Origin of the sequence: Xanthomonas sp. AM6, from assembly GCF_025665335.1 — a bacterium.
Classification (GTDB): Bacteria; Pseudomonadota; Gammaproteobacteria; order Xanthomonadales; family Xanthomonadaceae; genus Xanthomonas_A.
The window spans coordinates 4,572,949-4,589,372 of sequence record NZ_CP106869.1; the positions used below are offsets into that span (position 1 = coordinate 4,572,949).

Here is a 16,424-nt window from a genome sequence, read left to right on the forward strand (position 1 = left end):
CCCGCCGCGCAAGGCACGGCCGGCCAAACCGGGCCGGCACTCCCGCTTCGGTGCGCCACGCCTGCACCGCGTCATCGTTTCGTCATCCAATTGCGGTAGAGCCGCGCCGGCGAAGACGGTAGCCTGCGCGGCCGTTCATCCACCGCCTACCGCCATGTCGTCGCGCCTGCGTCTCCTGCTCGTCCTCTGCGCCAGCCTGTGCCTGGCGGCCTGCTGCGTGGCCGCAGGCACCTCCACCTCGCTCAGCGACCGCCTGGTCGCGCCGGGCGGCGTGTCGCCGCTGATGGACGAAGAACGCATCCAGGGCCTGCTGGCGACGCTGCCCAACCGCAGCGGGCACGTGCTCACCCCCGGCGGCATCCCGATCTTCTGGCGCGCGATCGACCCGGGCGACTACCGCATGCGCTACCGCTACGAGCGCGCCGGCCGCGACGCCAGCGGCCACGAGCGCGCCGATTTCGCGATGGACGTGGCCGCGCCGCAGCCCGGCCCGCACGCCGCCCCGCGCGGCACCGTGGTGCTGCTGCACGGCTGGATGATGGACGGCGATTCGCTGCTGCCCTGGTCGCTGGACCTGGCCCAGGCCGGCTACCGCAGCATCAGCATCGACCTGCGCAACCACGGCCGCTCCGGCGGCGGCCCGGCCGGCTACGGCACCCGCGAGTCCGACGACGTGGCGGCGGTGATCCGCGCGCTGCGCGCGCGCGGCGAGGTGCAGGGCCCGCTGTACCTGTTCGGCGTGTCCTACGGCGCCGCCACCGCGCTGTTCACCGCGCAGAAGCTGGGCGGCGAGGTCGATGGCGTGGTCGCGATGGAATCCTTCGCCAATGCCGGGCGCGGCATCCGCGACATGATCCCGCACATGCTGGCCAGCCGCCCGCAGGGCCTGATGGCCAGCGCGGCGATGGACCTGGCGCGCTGGCGCTACGCCGGGCAGAACCTGGATGCGGTCATCGGCAACGCCAGCCAGCGCCTGGCGCTGAACCTGGACCAGGTCGACGTGACCGTCGCCGCACGCGCCGCCCCGGCCTGCGTGCTGCTGCTGCACGGCAGCGCCGACCAGCACATCCCGGTCGCGCACGGCCGCCTGCTGGCGCTGGACGCGCCGCGCGCGCACTACCTGGAGATGCCCGGCGAGAACCACATCAGCCTGCCGATGCGGCTGGACCTGCTGGCGCCGACCGTGGAGGACTGGTTCGCCGACCTGCCGGCGCAACGCCACGACGGCCACTGCCCGTCGCCGCTGGCGCCGCGCGTGGACGCCGCCCAGCAGCTGACCGGCGCCCCGGCCGCGAGCGCCAGCCGGAGCTGAGCGGGAGGCCGGGATTCGGGATTCGTAACAGCGGCCTGCGTGCGCGGCCGCGCTATCGCTGCGAGCGGCTGCGGCCCTTGCGAATCCCCAATCCCGAATCCCCAATCCCGGCTCCTCGCCCCCAGCCCGAGCGCCACAGGCTCTCGCCGGCGAACAGCAGCAGGCCGACCCAGATCGCGGCGAAGCCGATCGCCTCGCCGGTGTCGAACGGCTCGCGGAAGAACCACACGCCCAGCAGCAGCTGCAGGCTCGGCGCGATGTACTGCAGCAGCCCGACCAGCGACAGCGGGATGCGCCGCACGCCGTAGGCGAAGCCGATCAGCGGCACCGCGGTGACCACGCCACCGAACACCAGCAGCAGATCGTTGCGCCAGCCCCAGCCGCCGGCGAACCCGCCGCCGTGCCCGGCCTCGCCCCACAGCACGAAGCCCAGCGCCGGCAGGAACAGGTACAGGCTCTCCACCCCCAGCCCGGCCACCGCATCCACCTGCACCAGCTTGCGCAGCAGCCCGTACAGCCCGAACGAGCCGGCCAGGCTCAGCGCGATCCACGGCAACGCGCCGGCGTCGACGGTGAGCCAGGCCACGCCCAGCGCCGCGCACGCCACCGCCAGCCACTGCAGCGGCCGCAACCGTTCCTTCAGCACCAGCACGCCGAGCAGCACGTTGACCAGCGGGTTGATGAAATACCCCAGGCTGGCCTCGATCACGTGGCCGGCGTTGATCGCCCAGATGTACAGGCCCCAGTTGAACGCGATCGCCACGCTGCTCAATGCCAGAACGCCCAGCGCGCGCGGCTGCGCGGCGATGCTGCGCCACCACTGCAGGCGCGTGCGGTACAGCAGCCAGCCCGCCACCAGCACCGCGCTCCACACGATGCGGTGGGCGATGATGTGCGCCGACGGCACCGCCTTGAGCAGATGCCAGTACACCGGCACCACGCCCCACAGCGCGAAGGTCAGCGCGGTGACCAGCAGCCCGCGCCGCGTGTCCTGCTCGGTGGGGGTCATCGCCGCGTCCGCGCCACGGTGATGACCACCACGCCGGCCAGGATCACCGCCATCGCGCCCAGGTCGCTGGCGGTGAAGCGCTCGCCGCCGAGCCAGCTGCCCAGCGCCACCGCGATCACCGGATTGACGTAGGCGTAGCTGCCGGCCAGCACCGGACGCACGTTCTGCAGCAGCCACACGTAGGCGGTGAACGCCACGATCGAGCCGAACACGCACAGGTACGCGACCGCCATCAGCGCATGCGGCGTCGGCCAGGCGTGCGGCCGCTCGCCGCTCAGCAGGCCCGCGGCGACCAGCAGCACACCGCCGCACAGCATCTGCCCGGCCGCGGCCATGAACGGCGTGGGCAGGTCGCGCCCGCGCGACCACACCGACCCGAACGCCCAGCCGATCGGCGCGATCAACAGAAACACCAGGCCCTTGGGGGTGGCACTGAGGCTGCTGCCGGCGTTGAGCCACAGCACGCCGACGAACCCGACCACGATGCCCAGCCATTCGCCGCGGCTGGCATGTTGCCCGCGCAATGCACCGAACAGCGCCATCCACAGCGGCACCGACGCCACCGCGACCGCGGCCAGGCCCGAGGACACCTGGCGCTCGGCCAGCACCACCATGCCGTTGCCGCACACCAGCAGCAGTGCGCCGAGCACCACCAGCGAACGCCATTGCGCGCGGGTCGGCGCGGCCACGCCGCGCCAGCGCAGCACCGCGTACAGCAGCGAACCGGCGACCACGAAACGCAGCCCCGAGACCATGCTCAACGGCGGCGTCCCGCCCTCCAGCGCGAAGCGGATCGCCAGATAGGTCGAGCCCCACACGACGTAGACCAGCAGCAGCGCAAGGACGACGAAACCGCCGCGTGCGGGAACGGCGGCGACGGGAGAAGACGGGGACGACATGCGCAAAGAGACCGTGCGGTGTGGACATGGATTCTAGGCCAGCGAGCACGACCAGCGACAGCAACGCGGCACGCCATCTACGGCACACTGCTTTGCGGGCGGCGCAAGGCTTGGACCGGCAGATATGCGACGGCAGCGTACTTGCCATGGCTGCGGCGCTTTTTTGTGGGAGCGACTTCAGTCGCGACGCGCGAAGCCGGGACCGCACCGGCTCCGGACACTGTCGGGGCTGAAGCCCCTCCCACAGTGCACCAGCACGCAACCCGCAAGCTCTTGTAGGAGCGGCTTCAGCCGCGACAACGGCATCGGAAGCCACTACCTCGGACACTGTCTGCCGGGGCTGAAGCCCCTCCTACAGTGCACCCAGCATGCTATCCGCGAGCTCTTGTAGGAGCGGCTTCAGCCGCGACAACGGCGTCGGAAGCCACACTACCTCGGACACTGTCTGTCGGGGCTGAAGCCCCTCCTACTGTGCACCCGGCATGCGACCGCAATCCTTTGTGGGAGCGGCTTCAGCCGCGACAAGCGGCGTCGGAAACAACACCAGCCTCGGACACTGTCTGCCGCGGCTGAAGCCCCTCCTACAGTGCACCAGCGTGCTCATCGCAAGCCCTTTGTAGGAGCGGCTTCAGCCGCGACAGACGGCATCGGAAACTGCACCAGCTGCGGACATTTTCTGTCGGGGCTGAAGCCCCTCCTGCAGTGCACCCAGCATGCTATCCGCGAGCCTCAGCAGGAGCCCGCTTCAGCCGCGACAAGCGAAGTCGGAAACTGCGCCGGCTCCCGGCACTGTCTGCACCAGTCGATGGCCTTCTGCCCGACGGCGGTTCCTCACGACGAGCGGGCGCACCCGACATCGCGAGGAGCACCGCCTGTGCGCCTACTTCGGTGTGAGCCGGTACAGGCCACCGGGCCTGGCATCTTCCAGCAACCACAGCGAGCCGTCCGGCGCTTCCTCGATATCGCGGATGCGCTTGCCGACGTTCCAGCGATTGGCCGCGGTGGCGCCACCCTTGCTGTCGACGGTGACGCGGACGATGCCCTGGCTGGCCAGGCCGCTGATCAACGCGCTGCCCTTCCACTGCGGGAACAGGTTGCCCTTGTAGAACATCAGGTTGCCGGGCGCGATCACCGGCGTCCAATAGATCGCCGGCCTGACGAGATCGGGCCGCGTCTCGGGCTTGGGAATCGGCACGCCGTTGTAATTGACGCCATACGAAACCAACGGCCAACCGTAGTTCTTGCCACGCTGGATCAGGTTCAGTTCGTCGCCGCCATTGGGACCGTGCTCGAGCTCCCACAGCCGACCGTCAGGAGCGAAGGCAAGACCGTAAGGGGTGCGGTGGCCGATGGACCAGGTTTCGGCCGGCGTGAGGTTGGCTTTGGGGAACGTATACGTGCTGACCACCGGTGCCGTCTTGGCCGCCTCGGTATCGCTCGCCGGATCGATCAGCGGGATGGTGCGCGCGCCGCCCCTGCCTGCCCACGGATTGCCCGGCGCGGGCTTGCCGTCCAGCGTCAACCGCAGAATCTTGCCTACCGGCTGATTGAGATCCTGTGCCGGCGTGAAGCGCTGGCGGTCGCCCACCGTGAGGAACAGGTACCGGCCGTCCGGCGAAAAGGCGATCTGCGCACCGGCCTGGCCGCCCTTGCCCGTGGGCATCTGGCGCCACAGCACCTTGAAGTTGTCCAGCCGGGCCTCGTTGCCCTCGACCACAAGTCTGCCCCGGCCCATGGCCAGGCCACCGCCGTAGTCGCCAGGTGCGACATAGGTCAGGTACACACTCTTGTCGATGGCGTAGTGGGGCGACAGGAACACGCCCAGCATGCCGTTCTGGCCCTCCACGTAGCTGGCCGGCACGCCCTTGACTTCGGTCTTGGCGCCTTGCGGGGTCACCAACTGCACGCGACCGACCTTCTCGGTGATCAGCATGCGGCCATCGGGCAGGAACGCGATGCGCCAGGGCAGATCGAAGCTGGCCACCTTGGTGACGTTGAAAGGGATGTCGGGGTCGGGCTTTTGATTGCCTGCGTTGGTCTGCGCGTGCGCGACACTCGTCAGTAGGATTCCGAGCAGGACCGCATTTGCCAGCGTCTTCATCTGCATGATTCCTCGCGTCCAGGTGGCGCGAGGAATCGTAGTGTGTTCGACGTCGCCCGGGTGTGACACCGGCCCGTCTTGGGATGTCGGTCAGAAACGCCAGTCGGCCAGCCACTCCCACCGGAGACCTCAAGAACGGTTCCGGCGGCGCAGGGTCGGTCAGCAGGAGGACCCCCACGTGCCCAACGTCGGCGATCGTGCCGACCCGGCGCAAAACGCCGTCGCGACCTTGTTGCGGAAGGCCTCCACATCGTCGGCGCGCAGGGCGCCCAGAATGCCGGGTCAATGAACCGGGCCCTATCGTGTTCACCCGGACGGGCGCCAGCTCCAGGGCGAGGGAACGCGACAGCGCGTCGACAGCGGCGAACGTCGAGGCGACGGCCGCCATGCCAGGCTTCGCCCTCGCTCCGCTACCACCGCCAAGGAATGGCATCGAGCCGTTGCGCGCCCGATGCGGAACGGCATGCTGGACGCCGCCACCTTCAGCGTCGCGCCGCCTCGCTCGCATCGCGCGCCGGCTTGAATTCCGAACCCTCGTCCCAGCGCGGCCATTCGCGGCCGTCGGCCAGGCGCTGGCCCAGGTCGTACAGCAACAGCGTATCGGCGGCCTGCCCGGCCGGATCCCATGACGCGCTCCAGCGGTCGCAAGGCTGGTGGTAGCACTCGGCGAAATAGCGGTCGCGGATCGCCTTGCCGGCGGCCACGCCGCCGTCCAGCTTGTCCAGCCCCGGCCCCACCGTGATCGCCGGCACCCCGGCGCGGGCGAAGGCAAAGTGGTCGGCGCGATAGAAGAAGCCTGCCTCCAGGTTCGGATCCGGCGAATAGGCGCGGCCGCGCGCCTGCGCCGCGGCCGCCAGGTCGCGCTCCAGCGACACCCGCCCGCGGCCCCAGGAGGCGATGTCGCGGGTGGCGCCGTCGGGGCTGAACATCTCGCTGTTGATCACCGCCACAGTGGTCGCCAGCGGCGCCAGCGGATGCGCCGCGTAGTAGGTCGCGCCGAGCAGGCCCTTCTCCTCGGCGGTCAGGGCGATGAAGTACAGCGTGCGCTGCGGCCGCGGGCCGGCCGCGAACACCCGCGCCAGCTCCAGCACGCTGGCCACGCCGGTGGCGTTGTCGACCGCGCCGCGGCGGATGCGGTCGCCGCTGGCGTCGGCCGCGCCGAGGCCGAACGCGTCCCAATGCGCCGAATAGATCACCGTCTCGTCCGGATGCGTGCTGCCTTCCAGCTTGGCCACCACGTTGTGGGTGACCACGCGCTCGCGCTTGACCGCCAAGCGCACCGACAACGTGGCATCGCCCAGCACCTGCGGGCGAAAGTCGGCGCGCTGCGCGCGCTTCTTCTCCGCCTCGAAGTCCAGCCCGGCGCGCTGGAACAGCGACACCGCCAGCGCGCGCTGCATCCAGCCGCGCACCGGCACGTGCTGCGCGCGCGCCTGCGCGTCGCTGCGCTCGATGTCGAACAGCGGCGACAGCCCGGAACTCTTCACCGTGGCCCAGCCGTACGCGGCCGGCGCGGTCTCGTGCACGATCAGCACGCCGGCCGCGCCCTGCCGCGCGGCCTCCTCGTACTTGTAGGTCCAGCGCCCGTAGTAGGTGACCGCGCGGCCGTCGAAGGCGCCGGGCTGCGGCGTCTCGAAGTCGGCGTCGTTGATCAGCATCACCGCGATCTTGCCCTTCAGGTCCACGCCCTTGTAGTCGTCCCAGCCGCGCTCGGGCGCGTGGATGCCGTAGCCGACGAACACCAGCGGCGCGTCCTTCAGCGCCACCTTCTTACCGGGGCGCAGGCTCTGCAACACCACGTCCTCGCCGTTGACCAGCGCCTGCGACGCGCCGGCCACGCGCAGCGTCGCGGTCACCGGCCCATCCACCTGCGCGCGCACCAGCGGCACCGCCTGGGTCCAGCCGCCATCGTCGCCAGCCGGCTGCACGCCGGCCAGGCGGAACTGTTCGCTGAGATAGGCGACGGTCTTGTCCTCGCCCGGCGTGGCCGGCGCGCGGCCCTCGAACGCGTCGGAGGCCAGCGTGCGCACATGCCGCTCCAGCGCCTGCGCATCGATGCCGCCGCCGGGCAGCGCCTCGTTGGCCGCCTGCGCGGCGCCCCCCATGAACAGGCAGGCGGACAGCAGCAACATGCGCATCGGATTCACGGCGGGGACCTGGGACATAGCGGGTTGCACAGTGTAGGGCGTGCTGCCGTCATGAGACAGGCTGGGAATGGGGAGCCGGGAATCGGGAATCGGAAGAGCGGAGTGCTCCGTGCTCGCTCAGCCGCCGTGACGAATCCCCAATCCCAAATCCCCGATCCCGGCCCTCAACGCTCCAGCCAGCAGGCCAGGCCCTGCGCATTGAGCTCGATGTCCATCTGCAACACCTGCTCCACGCCGGCATCGTCGAGCGGGCAGCCATGCAGACGCGCACGCTCCAGGTACAGCGCGCTCAGCGCCGCGACCAGGCAGCGGTGGCGATCGGAACGGCCGTCGCAGCTGCGCGCGATCGCCACCATCGCATCGAGTTGCTCGAACAGGTCCGCGGCCAGTTTGTCCGCCGCGCCGACTGGGCCGTAATGGGTCAGATACAGCGTTTCCGGCGCGTAATCGAGCATGCGCTGGATCGAGGCGCGCATCGCCTCCGGGTCGAACTGCACCGGCGAGGACGTCGGGATCACGAACGCGCCCTGCGCGCTGTCCAGCTCGCGGTACGACAGGCCGAAGGTGTCGCCGCTGAACCAGCTGCGGCTGCGCGCGTCCCACACGCACAGATGGTGGCGCGCGTGGCCGGGCGTATCGATGCACAGCAGGTCGCGCTCGGCCAGCCACAGCCGCTGGCCGTCCTCGGCGACGACGACGCGGTCGGCCGGCACCGGCAGGATCGTGCCGTAGCTGCGCGCGATCTCGGCCTCGCCGTACACCGCGGTGGCGCCGGCGATCAGCCGCGTGGGATCAATCATGTGCGGCGCGCCGCGCGGATGCACCACCAGCCGCGCGTTCGGCAACCGCTGCAGCAGCGCGCCGGCGCCGCCGGCGTGGTCCAGGTGCACGTGGGTCAGGATCAGCCAGTCCACGTCGCCCGGCGCCAGGCCGGCGCCATCGAGCGCAGCGAGCATCGCCGGCAGCGAGTGGCTGGTGCCGCAATCGACGAACGCGCCGCGCCCATGCTCCACGATCAGGTAGGCCGCATCGAACTGCGCGCGCTGGAAGCCGGTGTCGATGAGATGGATGCTGGAATCGCGTGGCATGCGCAATGCGGTGGCTGGGCGAGGGTCCATTCTAGGCCGTAGGGAGGGTGTTGCCAGCCCTGCTGGCGGCGCCTGCCCCGGCATCGTGGCTCCCGCCATGCCATCGGCACACGCGGTCCAGGCCCAGCGGATGCACCACGCAGCCGGCTTTCTGACCGGCTTTGGCGCGGACGACCTTCTTGCAGCCAGCGGCGACCCAGGCCTTTGTGGAAGGGACTTCAGTCCCGACGCCTTCCCGACAAGGCCGCGTCGGGACTGAAGTCCCTCCCACACGATTCATGGCCGCGCATGCGGCCTGCTCTGGCGTCAGCCCGCGTCGCGCAGCCGCTGCAGCGCGGCCAGCACCGCGTCGGCGGGCACCGCCAGGGTGAGGTCCGCGCCGTGCAGCGCATCGGCCTGCGTGGCCTGCTTGAGCGTGCCGATCACGCGCCCGGCCTCGCGCGGCGAGTCGAAGCCGCCGCTCTGCAGCAGCAGGGCGCCCTCGCCGTCGAGCAGCTTGAAATAGAAGCGGCCGTCGCCTTCGCGGTACTGCTTGAAGGTCGGCAGCGCCTGCCTGGCCGTCGCCGCGGCGTCGGCCTGCCCCGCTTCGCGCAGCGACAGGTCGCGCAGGCCCACCGCATGCCGCAGTTCGGCCAGGAACGGCGTGGCGTAGCGGTCGCGCAGGCGCTGCGCGTTGTCGCGCAGGATCGCCTCGATCTCGCCCGGGCGCGCCATCAGCGCCTCGTAGCGCTCGCGCATCGGCGCGATCTCGGCATCGATGCGCTCGAACAGCTGCTGCTTGGCCTCGCCCCAGCCGATGCCGGCGGCGAAGGCCTGCGCGAACGCCGCGGCCTCTTCGGCGCTGGCGAAGGCCTGGTACAGCTGGAACAGCGCCGAGCCCTCGGTGTCCTTCGGCTCGCCGGGCGCGCGCGAGTCGGTGACGATCGCGAACACGCGCTTCTTCAGGTCCTCGCGCGGGGCGAACAACGGGATCGTGTTGTCGTAGCTCTTGCTCATCTTGCGCCCGTCCAGCCCGGGCAAGGTGGCCACCTGCTCGTCGATCAGCGCCTCGGGCAGGGTGAAGTAGTCGCGGCCGTAGACGTGGTTGAAGCGCTGGCCGATATCGCGCGCCATCTCGATGTGCTGGATCTGGTCGCGGCCCACCGGCACCTGCTGCGCGTTGAACAGCAGGATGTCGGCGGCCATCAGCACCGGGTACATGAACAGCCCGGCGCTGATCCCGGCGTCGTCGTCCTCGCCGTCGGCGCGGTTCTTGTCCACCGCCGCCTTGTAGGCGTGGGCGCGGTTGAGCAGGCCCTTGCCGGCGACGCAGGTCAGGAACCAGGTCAGCTCGTTGGTCTCCGGCACGTCGGACTGGCGGTAGAACCACACCTTCGACGGATCCAGCCCGGCGGCCAGCCACGAGGCGGCGATCTCCAGGGTCGAGCGCTGGGTGCGCGCCGGGTCCTGCGCCTTGATCAGGCTGTGCAGGTCGGCCAGGAAATAGAAGCTCTCGATGCCGGGACGCAGGCTGGCCTGCAGCGCCGGGCGGATCGCGCCGACGTAGTTGCCCAGGTGCGGGGTGCCGGAGGGGGTGATGCCGGTGAGGACGCGGGTGGTCATGCGGGGAATCGAAGGCCGAAGAAAACCCGGCGAGTTTAACCGCTGCGCGGCAACCCCGTTCCGGCGCCTGGCGCGTTCAATGCCAGGTCCCCTTCCTGGAGTCGCCGCAATGCGCACGTTCGCCCGCCTGCTTTCGCTCCGCCCGATCGGCCCGTTGCCGATCGCCCTGCTGTGCATCGGCCTGCTCTGCGGGTTCCGCCCCTACCCCGGGCCGCCGCCGTCCGCGCCGCTGGTCGCGCTGAGCGTGGTCGACCGCGACAGCGGCGCCGATCTGCCGCAGCACGTGCAGCGCGGCGAGCGCTGGATCGCCGCCACGCCCGGCCACCGCTATGCGCTGCGCCTGACCAACCTCACCGGGCGCCGCGTGCTGGCGGTGCTGTCGGTGGACGGGGTCAACGCGGTCAGCGGCGAAACGGCCTCCAGCGACCAGCGCGGCTACGTGCTGGCGCCGTGGCAGAGCACCGAGATCGCCGGCTGGCGCAAGTCGCAGCGCGAGATCGCGCAGTTCGTGTTCACCGACCTGGCCGACAGCTATGCCGCGCGCACCGGCCGCCCCGACAACGTCGGCGTGATCGGCATGGCGGTGTTCGACGAAGCGACGCGCATCGTGCCGCAGGCGCGCATCGAGGAGCGCGCCGAACGCGCTGCCGCGCCGGCCCAGGCACCGGCCCCGGTGGCTGCACGCACCCAGGAAAGCGATGCCGCGCTGGGCGCGGTGCAGCGCCTGGGCACCGGCCATGGCGAACGCGAATGGTCGCCGTCCAGCGTCACCGAGTTCGAGCGCGCCAGCGAGCTGCCGCAACAGCGCCTGCAACTGCGCTACGACAGCCGTGCGCGGTTGATCGCGCGCGGCGTGATCCCGCCGCCGCGGCCGTACCCGCGCGTGGCCGACGCCCCGCACGCCTTTCCGGGCGACTTCGTGCCCGAACCGCCGGCACGCTGAAACTGGATGCGCGCGCGCAAAAAGGAACGGGCCGCGATCGCGGCCCGTTCCGGCACAAGGCGCATCGATCGCCTCAGTTGCGGTAGTCCTTGTCCAGGCTGTCCTGGAACGTGCGCACCTCGCGCTCGGCGCGGTCGCGATCCCAGCCATAGCGTTCCTGCAGCTTGCCCGACAGGTACTGCGCATTGCCTTCGGCCACGTCGAAATCGTCGTCGGTCAGGTCGCCCCACTGGGCCTTGATCTTGCCCTTGAGCTGGGTCCACTTGCCGGAAATGATGTCTTTGTTCATAGCAGCGCTCTCGTTGGTATACGCGGCGATTGAACCGCGCGCACAGGATCGCGCCGGCGCCGTTGCCGCTCGATCAATACGCCGTCAACGATGCATGAGCGCAAGAACGTATTCACCTCGCGTCCAGCCGCATCATCGGAACGCAAAAAAAACGGGCCGGCAAGGCCGGCCCGTCTTCGTCACCGAGCGCGCGGGCTCAGTTCTTGGCGGCGTCTTCGACCTTCTCGCCGGCGCTCTGCACATCCTTGCCGGCACCGGCAACGGTGTTGCAGCCGGACAGCAGGCCAACCGAGAACATCGCCAGCAGCATCCACGCAAAAGTACGCTTCATAGGTCACTCCTTCATTGATCAGTGGGAACACGGCGCGCGGCCGCGCCTGGATTTTGGAAAACGCGAAGCCACTACAGCTGATCGATCAGCACTTGCCGTCGCTGCAATCGCCCGCCTTGTCTTCCACCTTCTCGCCCGCCTTCTGCATGTCTTTGCCGGCACCGGCCATGGTGTTGCAGCCAGTCAGCATGCCCGCGCAGAACAGGGTCAGCATCATCAAGGTGAGCAGTCGCTTCATCGTGGATTCCTCGCAGTAAGACGGGTCTAGGGGACAGCGGCGATAGCCGTTGCCGAGCTACCGTCTGGCGGTGAATCTGACTTCACCACTGTGGATTTCACGTGAATGAAGCGGCCTGGTGTTCAGTTTCCTTCCAGAAACGCGGCTCAGTCGCGCATCAGCGTGGACTTGCCGAACAGGCTTTCGACCAGGTCCACCGCCAGTTCGGCGGTCAGGTTGCGATGGTCCAGCACCGGGTTGAGCTCGACGATGTCCAGCGAGCCCATGCGCCCGCTGTCGGCGATCATCTCCATCACCAGTTGCGCTTCGCGATAGTTGGGACCGCCGGGCACGGTGGTGCCGACGCCCGGCGCGATGCTGGGGTCGAGGAAATCCACGTCGAAGCTGACGTGCAGGTGGGTGTCGGCATCGAGCCCGTCCAGCGCCGCTTCCATGGTCCGCTTCATGCCCATCTCGTCGATGTAGCGCATGTCGTACACATCGATGCGGTGCTGCTTGATCAGCCGCTTTTCGTCCGGGTCCACCGAGCGGATGCCGATCTGGCGGACCTGGTCCGGGCGCAGCGCCGGCGCGTCGCCGCCCAGGTGAGTCAGCTCCTGCGGCCCCAGCCCGCACAGGCAGGCCACCGGCATGCCGTGCACGTTGCCCGACGGGGTCACCTCGCTGGTGTTGAAGTCCGAATGCGCGTCCAGCCACAGCACGCGCAACGTGCGCCCCTGTTCGCGGCAATGCCGCGCCACTGCGGTGATCGAGCCGATGCCCAGGCAATGGTCGCCGCCGAGCATGATCGGCATGCGGCCGGCGCGCAGTTCGGCGTAGCTGGCCTCCATCAGCGCGCGGTTCCACGCCACCACCTCGTCCAGGTGGCGGTAGCCGCCGACCGGGGATTGCCACGGATTGCGCGGGCCGTCGAGGTTGCCCAGGTCGCGCACCTCGATGCCGCGATTGGCCAGCGCCTCGTGCAGGCCGGCGATGCGCAACGCTTCCGGGCCCATGCGCGCGCCACGGTGGCCGGCGCCGATGTCGGTGGGAACGCCGATCAGGGACACCGGCAGGAAAGGGGAACTCATGCGGACACGCTCCAGCGAAAAATGTGCGCCAGTCTAGCGAGCCGCCCGCGGCGCGACCCGCCGCGGCGCAGCAGGCCGCGCCGGCGCCGGTGCGACGAACCGGCGTGCAGTGGGTCCGCCGCTGGTTCGGCAGTGCCGAGAGCCGGGCGATTCGGACGCTGAACGCGGGAGCCGCGTTGCCGGCTTCCGGCTGCCGCGCCGATGCGCGGCAGCCACGGGTTCAACGCGGCGCGCCGCCCGTCGCGGTTGCCGTCGCGCCCACGCCGTAGGAACCGAAGACCTCATCCGCCGAGCGCATCTCCGGCAGGATGTAGACCACGCCGCTGCTGTGCGCGAACGCGGGGCCGATCACGCGTTCGTAGAACGCCGCCGCCACGTTGATGCAGCCGTAGGAAATGCGATTGTCCGCCGGGGTGGCGCTTTGCAGGCGTTCGGCGCGCCGCTCCGACGGCGTGCCCTTGGCGATGCGGTGCAGCGCAAGCGCCGAATCGTAGTCGATCCACAGGATCTGCCTGCCGTGCAGGTCGAGGGCCAGGGATGCCACGTACCTGCCCGCAGGCGTCGTGCGTTCGCCGGGTGCGATGGCCGCGAGCCGGCGCGCGCCGATCCCGCTGACGGTGCCGTCGCCGCGCTCCATTCCAAGCAGCGCTGGTCCCGCGCCCTGCAGCCGCCCGAGCCGGTCGAACACGAACACCCTGGCCTGGACCTTGTCCACGATCAGGTACGGCATGCCGGCGTTGTCGCCGGAGTGCACGGCCCAGTCCGCCACGCGCCTGGCCTCCGGCGACGGCGATTCTTCGCCGAAGTCGGCCAGCGGCGACGGTGTGGCCGTCGCCTTGTCCGCCGCCGGATCCGCGCCCGAGACCGGTGCGCCTTGCGCAGCCGCTGCGTCCTGCAGCGCCGCCATCAGCATGAAGGCGCCCACCAACCTCGCCGCGGCGCGCAAGCCGCGCGGCGGCCGGGATGCCATGCAGCCATCGGTCGCGCTGGCCATGCTAGTTGCGGTACGGCTTGGGCACGCGCACCGGCGCCACGTATGCAGGCGCCTGGACCGGCGCCGACACCCGCTCCGGCGCCACCACCGTCAGCGTCTGCGGCAGTTCCTCCTGCGCCGCGACCGCCACCAGGGTTTGCGGCGGCAACCACGGCAGTTCGGAACGCGACCGCGACGCGAAGTAGGGTTCACCGGTGGACGACACCATGCTCGACGTTGGCGGCGCGGCGGAGGTCGTCACTGGAGGGGTCGAGGGGGGCATCGTGGGTGTCGTAGGTGTCGTGGGTGGGACGGTCGGTGGCGTCACAGGCGGCGTCACGGGTGGGCTGACAGGCGGCGTCACGGGCGGCGTGACAGGCGGAGTGACAGGCGGCGTGACAGGTGGTGTCACGGGCGGAGTGATCGGCACTGCGGCGGTGATGTTGCCCGTGGTATGCGCCACGACCGGGCCGCAGCAGTTCAACGGCAGCGCGAAGGCGCCGGCGTCGGCGCCGGCCAGGCTGTAGCCGGTGAAGCTGATGGCCTTGTCGCTGCCCGTCTGCGGAGTGGCGAAATTGGCGCTGGCGCCCAGACCGGCGAGCAGGATCACCCCGTCGGGATTGCCTTTCAGCCCGGTCAGCGTGGTCGCGGTGGTGCCGTCGAAGGGCTTGTCGCCGCCGGTGGCGAACACCAGCATGAACTGGCGCAGCGCCGCGCCCTGGGTGAGGGTGAGGCGGGTGGAATAGTCGGTCGGCGCCGTGTACGACACGGGGTTGTAGTAGATCGTCACCGGCGCGGCGGTCACCGTGGCCGGCGGGGCGAGCGCATCGAACACGACCGTGCCGCCCTCGATGCCGGGACCGGTGCCGTCGGTGTCCGCGCTCAGGGTCAGGCCCAGCGGCAGGTTCAGGCTGCGGGTCGGATCGCCGGTGCCGCGGGTGACGGTGATCGCGCCGCCGATGTTGACGTCGTTGGCCGCGCACATCATCAGGTTGCCGTCGGTCACCGTGATCGCCGCGTCCTGGTTGATGTCCCGGCCCGCGCTGAGCAGCACGCTGCCGTTGGTCGTGGTGATGGCGGCGTCGACGTTGACGTCCTGGCCGCAGCACACCACCAGGTTGCCGTTGGTGGCGGTGATGGGTGCATTGATGTCGACGTTGCGGTCGGCGGTGAGGGTGAGCGTGGTGGGGCTGCCGCTGGCCGACCAGGTGACCGCGTCGTTGACGAAGATGTCGCCGTTCTCGGTCCCGGCCCCGCTGGTGCTGATCTCGATGTTGTTGGTCACCAGCTGGGCCGAGAGCGTGGAGCCGGCGATGTTGTCGCCGGGGTCGCTGCCGATGGTGAAGTCCTGCGGATCGATCAGCCAGCTGCCGGTGCGGCCGGCGGTCGCCGCGGTGGTCACGCGTGCACCCGCGTCGACGGCGACCGTGGCGGCCGAGGTTTCCACGAAGCCGCCGTCGCCGCCGCCGGGCGCGCTGGCGTCGATGATGCCGCCGACCGTGACCGTGCCGCTGCGCATGTCGCCCAGCAGCAGGATGCTGCCGTTGCGGCGCTCGATGGTGCGGGCCTGGACCACGCCGGTGTTGTTGACCGTGGTGTGCAGCAGGTTGCCGGCGGCCTGCGCCGTCATCAGCACGCGACCGCCATCGGCGCGAAGCAGTCCGCCGTTCTCGGCCAGCGCGTGCAGCGCGCCCGCGGAGACCGTCACGTTCAATAGCCCGTCGCCAGCGACATCCAGGGTGACCGCGTCGCCGGCGGCCAGCGCCACCGTGCCCAGCCGGGCGACGATCAGGCCCTGGTTGCTCACGCTCCTGCCCATCAGCGCCACGTAGCCGCCATCGGCGGCGGCGATGCTGCCCTGGTTGACCACCGAGCCGGTGCCGGCGCCGGTGAAGGCGTACCGCCCCGCCTGGAAATCGGCGTCGCTGATGGTCATGGTCGAGGCGACGAGCCCGCCGACGTTCACCGACGCGCCCTGGGCAAAGAGAATGCCGTTGGGATTGAGCAGGAACACCCGGCCGTTGGCGGTCAGGTTGCCCAGGATCAGCGACGGATTCGCGCCAAGCACGCGGTTCAGCGCGATGGAACTGGCGCCGGGCTGCACGAACTGCACCGACTCGCCGGCGCCGATGCTGAAGTCCTGCCAGTTGATCGAGGCGTTCGCCGTGGTCTGGGTGATGCGGGTGTGCGCGCCGGCCTGGTCGATGCTGGCCGCGCCGGTGGTCACCACGCCGCCCGATGGCGGAGCGGCGTGCAGCGCTGGCGCCAGCGCCAGCAGCAGGGCGGCCGACAGCGCATGGGTAACCATGCGATCCAGTGCGCGACCAGCGTGGGGACGGCGCGCGTTGGCGGTGGCCGGACTTGTCGCCCGGCTGGAAGCTTGGACACGGTTCATGGGTGATCCTTCGAATGAGTGGGTGGG

The 16,424-nt window shown here is 70.3% G+C and carries 14 protein-coding genes; 2 read left to right on the forward strand and 12 right to left on the reverse strand.

What is annotated here, in order from left to right; genetic code table 11:
- Positions 1-154 precede the first annotated feature (154 nt).
- Positions 155-1,312 carry an alpha/beta hydrolase gene (locus tag OCJ37_RS19595; RefSeq protein ID WP_263111354.1) on the forward strand — a complete coding sequence of 386 codons (1,158 nt, stop codon included), beginning with the start codon at positions 155-157 and terminating at the stop codon, positions 1,310-1,312.
- Between the two features lie 52 nt (positions 1,313-1,364).
- On the opposite strand, the gene rarD is transcribed toward OCJ37_RS19595, so the two are convergent.
- The 6 genes from rarD to OCJ37_RS19625 all read right to left on the reverse strand — a co-directional run bounded on the left by rarD (position 1,365) and on the right by OCJ37_RS19625 (position 10,158).
- Positions 1,365-2,321 carry an EamA family transporter RarD gene (gene rarD, locus OCJ37_RS19600; RefSeq protein ID WP_263111355.1) on the reverse strand — a complete coding sequence of 319 codons (957 nt, stop codon included), beginning with the start codon at positions 2,319-2,321 and terminating at the stop codon, positions 1,365-1,367.
- Positions 2,318-3,220 carry a drug/metabolite exporter YedA gene (gene yedA / locus OCJ37_RS19605; protein WP_263111356.1) on the reverse strand — a complete coding sequence of 301 codons (903 nt, stop codon included), beginning with the start codon at positions 3,218-3,220 and terminating at the stop codon, positions 2,318-2,320. The genes rarD and yedA overlap by 4 nt, the downstream gene beginning before the upstream one ends.
- An 880-nt stretch (positions 3,221-4,100) precedes the next feature.
- On the reverse strand, positions 4,101-5,321 hold the full coding sequence (locus OCJ37_RS19610) for a PQQ-dependent sugar dehydrogenase (protein WP_263111357.1): 1,221 nt from the start codon (positions 5,319-5,321) through the stop codon (positions 4,101-4,103).
- 482 nt (positions 5,322-5,803) lie between these two features.
- Positions 5,804-7,459 (reverse strand): M28 family metallopeptidase, encoded by a 1,656-nt coding sequence (locus OCJ37_RS19615; protein WP_263113742.1) that lies wholly within the window; start codon positions 7,457-7,459, stop codon positions 5,804-5,806.
- A 173-nt stretch (positions 7,460-7,632) separates the two neighbouring features.
- Entirely contained in the window at positions 7,633-8,556 is a 924-nt protein-coding gene (locus OCJ37_RS19620; RefSeq protein ID WP_263111358.1) for an MBL fold metallo-hydrolase, read from the reverse strand.
- A gap of 306 nt (positions 8,557-8,862) precedes the next feature.
- Entirely contained in the window at positions 8,863-10,158 is a 1,296-nt protein-coding gene (locus OCJ37_RS19625; protein ID WP_263111359.1) for a tryptophan--tRNA ligase, read from the reverse strand.
- Positions 10,159-10,267: 109 nt separating this feature from the next.
- Here OCJ37_RS19625 and OCJ37_RS19630 point away from each other — a divergent pair, with 109 nt between their 5' ends.
- Complete coding sequence (locus OCJ37_RS19630; protein WP_263111360.1) at positions 10,268-11,101, forward strand: hypothetical protein; 834 nt, start codon at positions 10,268-10,270, stop codon at positions 11,099-11,101.
- A 73-nt stretch (positions 11,102-11,174) separates the two neighbouring features.
- On the opposite strand, the gene OCJ37_RS19635 is transcribed toward OCJ37_RS19630, so the two are convergent.
- The 6 genes from OCJ37_RS19635 to OCJ37_RS19660 form a co-directional block, all read right to left on the reverse strand.
- Entirely contained in the window at positions 11,175-11,390 is a 216-nt protein-coding gene (locus tag OCJ37_RS19635) for a CsbD family protein (RefSeq protein ID WP_263111361.1), read from the reverse strand.
- Between the two features lie 196 nt (positions 11,391-11,586).
- Positions 11,587-11,721, reverse strand: coding sequence for an entericidin A/B family lipoprotein (locus tag OCJ37_RS19640; RefSeq protein ID WP_263111362.1), 135 nt, complete (start codon positions 11,719-11,721; stop codon positions 11,587-11,589).
- A gap of 85 nt (positions 11,722-11,806) precedes the next feature.
- A complete protein-coding gene (locus OCJ37_RS19645) occupies positions 11,807-11,959 on the reverse strand; it encodes an entericidin A/B family lipoprotein (RefSeq protein ID WP_263111363.1) in 153 nt (50 codons plus the stop codon).
- Between the two features lie 146 nt (positions 11,960-12,105).
- A complete protein-coding gene (rocF, locus tag OCJ37_RS19650) occupies positions 12,106-13,029 on the reverse strand; it encodes an arginase (RefSeq protein WP_263111364.1) in 924 nt (307 codons plus the stop codon).
- 220 nt (positions 13,030-13,249) lie between these two features.
- Positions 13,250-14,023, reverse strand: a complete 774-nt coding sequence (locus OCJ37_RS19655) for a hypothetical protein (RefSeq protein WP_263111365.1) — start codon at positions 14,021-14,023, stop codon at positions 13,250-13,252.
- A 1-nt stretch (position 14,024) separates the two neighbouring features.
- On the reverse strand, positions 14,025-16,397 hold the full coding sequence (locus OCJ37_RS19660; RefSeq protein ID WP_263111366.1) for a two-partner secretion domain-containing protein: 2,373 nt from the start codon (positions 16,395-16,397) through the stop codon (positions 14,025-14,027).
- Positions 16,398-16,424: the final 27 nt, after the last annotated feature.

Bases quoted from the DNA above. Each gene is read 5' to 3' on its own strand.
- OCJ37_RS19595 (WP_263111354.1), top strand. From the start codon at position 155: ATGTCGTCGCGCCTGCGTCTCCTGCTCGTCCTCTGCGCCAGCCTGTGC.
- rarD (WP_263111355.1), bottom strand. From the start codon at position 2,321: ATGACCCCCACCGAGCAGGACACGCGGCGCGGGCTGCTGGTCACCGCG.
- yedA (WP_263111356.1), bottom strand. From the start codon at position 3,220: ATGTCGTCCCCGTCTTCTCCCGTCGCCGCCGTTCCCGCACGCGGCGGT.
- OCJ37_RS19610 (WP_263111357.1), bottom strand. From the start codon at position 5,321: ATGAAGACGCTGGCAAATGCGGTCCTGCTCGGAATCCTACTGACGAGT.
- OCJ37_RS19615 (WP_263113742.1), bottom strand. From the start codon at position 7,459: ATGCGCATGTTGCTGCTGTCCGCCTGCCTGTTCATGGGGGGCGCCGCG.
- OCJ37_RS19620 (WP_263111358.1), bottom strand. From the start codon at position 8,556: ATGCCACGCGATTCCAGCATCCATCTCATCGACACCGGCTTCCAGCGC.
- OCJ37_RS19625 (WP_263111359.1), bottom strand. From the start codon at position 10,158: ATGACCACCCGCGTCCTCACCGGCATCACCCCCTCCGGCACCCCGCAC.
- OCJ37_RS19630 (WP_263111360.1), top strand. From the start codon at position 10,268: ATGCGCACGTTCGCCCGCCTGCTTTCGCTCCGCCCGATCGGCCCGTTG.
- OCJ37_RS19635 (WP_263111361.1), bottom strand. From the start codon at position 11,390: ATGAACAAAGACATCATTTCCGGCAAGTGGACCCAGCTCAAGGGCAAG.
- OCJ37_RS19640 (WP_263111362.1), bottom strand. From the start codon at position 11,721: ATGAAGCGTACTTTTGCGTGGATGCTGCTGGCGATGTTCTCGGTTGGC.
- OCJ37_RS19645 (WP_263111363.1), bottom strand. From the start codon at position 11,959: ATGAAGCGACTGCTCACCTTGATGATGCTGACCCTGTTCTGCGCGGGC.
- rocF (WP_263111364.1), bottom strand. From the start codon at position 13,029: ATGAGTTCCCCTTTCCTGCCGGTGTCCCTGATCGGCGTTCCCACCGAC.
- OCJ37_RS19655 (WP_263111365.1), bottom strand. From the start codon at position 14,023: ATGGCCAGCGCGACCGATGGCTGCATGGCATCCCGGCCGCCGCGCGGC.
- OCJ37_RS19660 (WP_263111366.1), bottom strand. From the start codon at position 16,397: ATGAACCGTGTCCAAGCTTCCAGCCGGGCGACAAGTCCGGCCACCGCC.